The following is a 4,443-nucleotide window of genomic DNA, read 5'->3' as shown; positions in this document are numbered from 1 at the left end:
GTCACCGGGTCGAGCAGCTTCTTCGCGACGAACGGAGCGATGAGGCTGCCGACCCCCATCGTCAGGCTCGCGATGGTGTCGGCCACCTCGTAGTCACCGGCGCGCGGGGTGCCGGCCGGCGCCGGGTTGCGGCGCTGCCACAGGACCTCGGCGGCCATCGCACCGACGAAGGCCGGGATGGCCAGGACGGTCAGATCAGGTCGGCCCACAAGGCCATTGCATCCGATGCCGTGAGCGCGTGGCGGTCGAAGTGGTCAACATCTCGGCCGCGGCCGCTCAGTCACCGACCGTGTACTTGGCGCGACGCACGACCTTGGGGTCGGGCGCGAAGACGACGTCGTGGTCCTTGCCCTCGTAGTCGAACTGGTGCAGGAAGGCGCGCAGCGCGTTGACCCGAGCCCGCTTCTTGTCGTTGCTCTTGACCGTGATCCACGGCGCGTAGCCCTTGTCCGTGTACTTGAGCATCTCCTCCTTGGCGGCCGTGTAGGCCTCCCATCGGTCCAGGCTCTCCAGGTCCATCGGCGACAGCTTCCAGCGCCGGACGGGGTCGATCTGGCGGATCGCGAACCGGGTGCGCTGCTCGTCCTGAGTCACCGAGAACCACAGCTTGGTCACCGTCGTGCCCGACTCGACGAGCATGCGCTCGAAGTTCGGCGCCTGCGAGATGAAGGTCGCGTGCTCCTCGTCGGTGCAGAAGCCCATGACCCGCTCGACCCCGGCCCGGTTGTACCAGGAGCGGTCGAACATGACGATCTCGCCCGAGGTGGGCAGGTGGTTGACGTAGCGCTGGAAGTACCACTGGCCGGCCTCGGTCGACGTCGGCTTGGTCAGCGCCACGACCCGCGCCGCGCGGGGGTTCAGGTGCTCGGTGAACCGCTTGATCGTGCCGCCCTTGCCGGCCGCGTCGCGCCCTTCGAAGACGATGACGTGCTTGGCGCCGCTGTCCATCGTCCAGTACTGGAACTTCAGCAGCTCGATCTGCAGGAGGTACTTCTCGACCTCGTAGCTGTTGCGCGACATCAGCTCGGGATAGGGGTACTCCTCGCGCCAGGTCTCGACCGCGCTGCCGTCTGGGGAGATGAGGATGGGGTCGTCGCCGTGGTCGTCACGCACCGTGTACCCCTCGGTGCGGAGCTTGTCGATGTAGGCGCGCAGGGCCATCTTCTGGGGCATGGCGCCATTCCACCGGTTGCGCGCGCGCCGCGCCAGCCCCTCGCCCATCTCGCTTCGGGATGCCGTGGCGCCACTTCGCCGTCGTGGTGCCTCACGGTGGACTCCGGAGTAGGGGTCGGTGAGACTCGACACTGCGGGAGACGCTAGCCGCCGAGGGTCCGGCGGGAGCAGAATCGACGTGGGTGCCGTGGTCGTCGCCACCGCCCCGGCACCCCGCACGTCACGGTGACGACTCACGTGAGGAGCAGCCATGAGAGCCATGCCCGGTGACCGGATCATCCTGGCCGGTGAGCTGGTCGACCAGCCGACTCGAGCGGGCGAGGTGCTGGAGGCGCGCGGTGCGGACGGCGGACCGCCCTACGTCGTGCGGTGGGAGGACGGCCACACGAGCACGCTGTTCCCGGGCCCCGGGGCAGTGCTCAAGGTGACCGAGAGCGAGCACTCGCACCACGCCGACCTCGTGGCCAAGCCCGAACTCGGGACGATGCGGCAGTGGAACGTGCGGGTGACCATCTTCGAGAAGGGCGACGACACCACCGCGACGGTTGCGCTCCTCGCCGACTCGCCCGAGGCGCTCACCGCCAGGGGCACGAGCCATCGCAGCAGTGCCGACCCGGGAGTGGCCCACATCGGCGACGAGGTCGCCGTGGCCCGGGCCCTGCACCACCTCGCAGACCACCTGATCGCTGCCGCGGAGCGCGACATCGAGGGGGCCACGGGCGAGGTCGACGTCGTCATCAGCGCCCGCTGACACGCACCGCCGGCGTCATCGCAGGGTCGAGGCACCCTGCGATGTGCGGTGGTCTGCCCACAGGGCCGGCTGGTCGAGCACCAACGAGAGCTCGAGCATCGCGGCGCCGGTCGCCCCCGGCGCGAGATCGACGGGGGCGGGGACGATCGTCGGCGCGGCCCACCGCGCAGACATCACCCGAGTCCTCAGCTGCCGTTCGAGCTCGGGGCGCAGCAGGTCGGCGATCTGGCCGAGGTGCCCACCGAGCACGACCGCGGGGATGTCCAGGACGTTGAGCACGCCGGCCACGGCGATTCCGAGCGCGCGCGCCGCCCGGCCCAGCGCCTCGGTCGCGCGAGCATCTCCGGATGCCGCGGCGGTGGCGATGTCGGCGGCGGTGCTGTCGCGGTCCATCCCGGCAGCATCGAGGATCGCGTGCCTGCCGGCGTAGCGCTCGAGGCACCCGGTCGAGCCGCAGGGGCACGCAGGGCCGTCGGGGTCGACGGTCACGTGCCCGATCTCGCCGGCCCACCCGTGCTGGCCCGTCATGACCCGGCCGTCGAGCACCACGGCGCCGCCGATCCCGATCTCGCCGGAGAGGTAGACGAAGTCGCGCACGGGGCCCGGCCGTCCGGGGGTCTCCTCGGCGACGGTGCGAGCGGCGAGGTCGGCCTCGTTCCCGACGCGCAGCACCCCGGCTCCCGCGGGGAGAAGATCGCCGGGGAGGTGCTCGACCGGTCGCAGGTCGGCCCACCCGAGGTTGGGGGCGAGCAGCAGGGTGCCGGTGTCGGTGGACACCACCCCCGGCAGGGCGAGGCCGCCACCCACCAGACGCACGCCGGACGGCATCCCGTCGAGCACGTCGCGGGCGATCGCCGCGAGGCGCTCCAGCGTCGGCACCGGGGGTGACCCGACGAGGTCGTCGACCTCGATGTGCTCACCGATGACGTCGCCGCGCAGGCTCACCACCCGCGCAGCGAGGAAGCCGGCGTTGACCTGGAGGCCGAGTGCTGCGACGCCGCCGCCGGCCACCAGGGGGGTGGCCGGGCGGCCGGGGCCGGTGGTCCCCGCCCGCTCGAGCTCGTCGAGCAGCCCGGCCGCGACGAGGTCGTCGGCAAGGCGGGATGCCGTGGAACGGGTCATCGAGGTTCGCTTGGCGACCGACGCTCGCGAGATCGGCTCCGGGGAGGCACAGACCGTGCGGGCGACCAGCGACAGGTTGCTCGCCCGCAGCGATGACTGTCGGGCCCCGGAGGTCGTCTCGGCGGCGCGGCGCGGATCGGTCAACGACACCACTTGACCCTACTCCACCCCTCCTAATATGTTTCATCTCACAACAAACAATGGGAGGAACCCGTCATGACCCGCCAGCCCACCCCGCAGGACAAGTTCTCATTCGGCCTGTGGACCGTCGGGTGGGTCGGTGTCGACCCCTTCGGTTCCGCCAGCCGTCCCGCCCTCGACCCGTGGGAGTACAGCGACAAGCTCGCCGAGCTCGGCGCCTGGGGGGTCTCCTTCCACGACAACGACGTCTTCCCGTTCGGCGCCGACGAGGCGACCAAGCGCGGCATCCTCACGCGGTTCAAGGAGGCGACCGACGCGGCCGGGCTCGTCATCGAGATGGTCACGACGAACACCTTCAGCCACCCGGTGTTCAAGGACGGCGGGCTCACCTCGAACGACCGCGGCGTGCGCCGGTTCGGGCTGCGCAAGATCCTCTCCGCCGTCGACCTCGCCGCCGAGTTCGGTGCGACCACCTTCGTCATGTGGGGCGGTCGGGAGGGCAGCGAGTACGACGGCTCCAAGGACGTCCACAGCGCGATGGACCGCTACAAGGAGGGGCTGGACACCGTCGCCGCCCACATCAAGGCCCAGGGCTACGACCTGCGCATCGCCCTCGAGCCCAAGCCCAACGAGCCCCGCGGTGACATCTTCCTGCCGACCGCCGGTCACGCGCTCGCCCTCATCGCCGAGCTCGAGCACGGCGACATCGTCGGCCTCAACCCCGAGACCGGCCACGAGCAGATGGCAGGGCTGAACTACACCCACGGCATCGGGCAGGCCCTGTGGAGCGACAAGCTCTTCCACATCGACCTCAACGGGCAGCGCGGGCTGAAGTACGACCAGGACCTCGTCTTCGGTCACGGCGACCTCATGTCGGCCTTCTTCACCGTCGACCTGCTCGAGAACGGCTTCCCCAACCACCCCGACGGCCCGCGCTACACCGGCCCCCGACACTTCGACTACAAGCCCTCGCGCACCGAGTACATGGACGGCGTCTGGGAGTCCGCCAGCGCGTGCATGGCGACCTACCTGATGCTCGCCGACAAGGCCCGCGCCTTCCGGGCCGACCCGCGCGTGCAGGACGCTCTGGCCTACGCCGGGGTCCCCGACCTCGCGCAGCCGACCTTGGCCGAGGGCGAGAGCCTCGCCGACTTCCTCGCCACCGACGACGGCTTCGACCCGGATGCCGCCGCGGAACGCGACTTCGGTTTCGTCGCCCTCCAGCAGCTCGCGCTGGAGCACCTCATCGGCTGAGG

Annotated in this window: 4 protein-coding genes and 1 pseudogene; 2 read left to right on the top strand and 3 right to left on the bottom strand. The window is 70.6% G+C overall.

Annotation, left to right across the window (positions count from 1 at the left end; genetic code table 11):
- A pseudogene (locus PLL68_RS09980) lies at positions 1 to 209 on the bottom strand (sterol desaturase family protein); the annotation flags it as partial.
- Positions 210 to 276: 67 nt separating this feature from the next.
- Complete coding sequence (ppk2, locus tag PLL68_RS09975) at positions 277 to 1,173, bottom strand: polyphosphate kinase 2 (RefSeq protein ID WP_324533656.1); 897 nt, start codon at positions 1,171 to 1,173, stop codon at positions 277 to 279.
- Positions 1,174 to 1,423: 250 nt separating this feature from the next.
- On the opposite strand from ppk2, the gene PLL68_RS09970 reads away from it, so the two are divergent.
- The gene (locus tag PLL68_RS09970; protein ID WP_324533654.1) at positions 1,424 to 1,924 is read left to right on the top strand and encodes a dsRBD fold-containing protein; all 501 of its coding nucleotides are present in this window, start codon (positions 1,424 to 1,426) and stop codon (positions 1,922 to 1,924) included.
- A gap of 15 nt (positions 1,925 to 1,939) precedes the next feature.
- Here PLL68_RS09970 and PLL68_RS09965 read toward each other — a convergent pair whose 3' ends face one another.
- Entirely contained in the window at positions 1,940 to 3,196 is a 1,257-nt protein-coding gene (locus PLL68_RS09965; RefSeq protein WP_324533652.1) for an ROK family protein, read from the bottom strand.
- Between the two features lie 66 nt (positions 3,197 to 3,262).
- Here PLL68_RS09965 and xylA point away from each other — a divergent pair, with 66 nt between their 5' ends.
- Positions 3,263 to 4,441 (top strand): xylose isomerase, encoded by a 1,179-nt coding sequence (gene xylA, locus PLL68_RS09960; protein WP_324533650.1) that lies wholly within the window; start codon positions 3,263 to 3,265, stop codon positions 4,439 to 4,441.
- Positions 4,442 to 4,443: the final 2 nt, after the last annotated feature.

This window comes from Ornithinibacter sp. (assembly GCF_035443565.1).
GTDB lineage: Bacteria > Actinomycetota > Actinomycetes > Actinomycetales > Dermatophilaceae > Fodinibacter.
The sequence above is the reverse complement of the archived record's forward strand: the minus strand, read 5'-3'. Positions and strand labels throughout refer to the sequence as shown.

Excerpts from the sequence above, each read along its gene's own strand:
- ppk2 (WP_324533656.1), bottom strand. The coding sequence starts at position 1,173 with ATGCCCCAGAAGATGGCCCTGCGCGCCTACATCGACAAGCTCCGCACC.
- PLL68_RS09970 (WP_324533654.1), top strand. The coding sequence starts at position 1,424 with ATGAGAGCCATGCCCGGTGACCGGATCATCCTGGCCGGTGAGCTGGTC.
- xylA (WP_324533650.1), top strand. The coding sequence starts at position 3,263 with ATGACCCGCCAGCCCACCCCGCAGGACAAGTTCTCATTCGGCCTGTGG.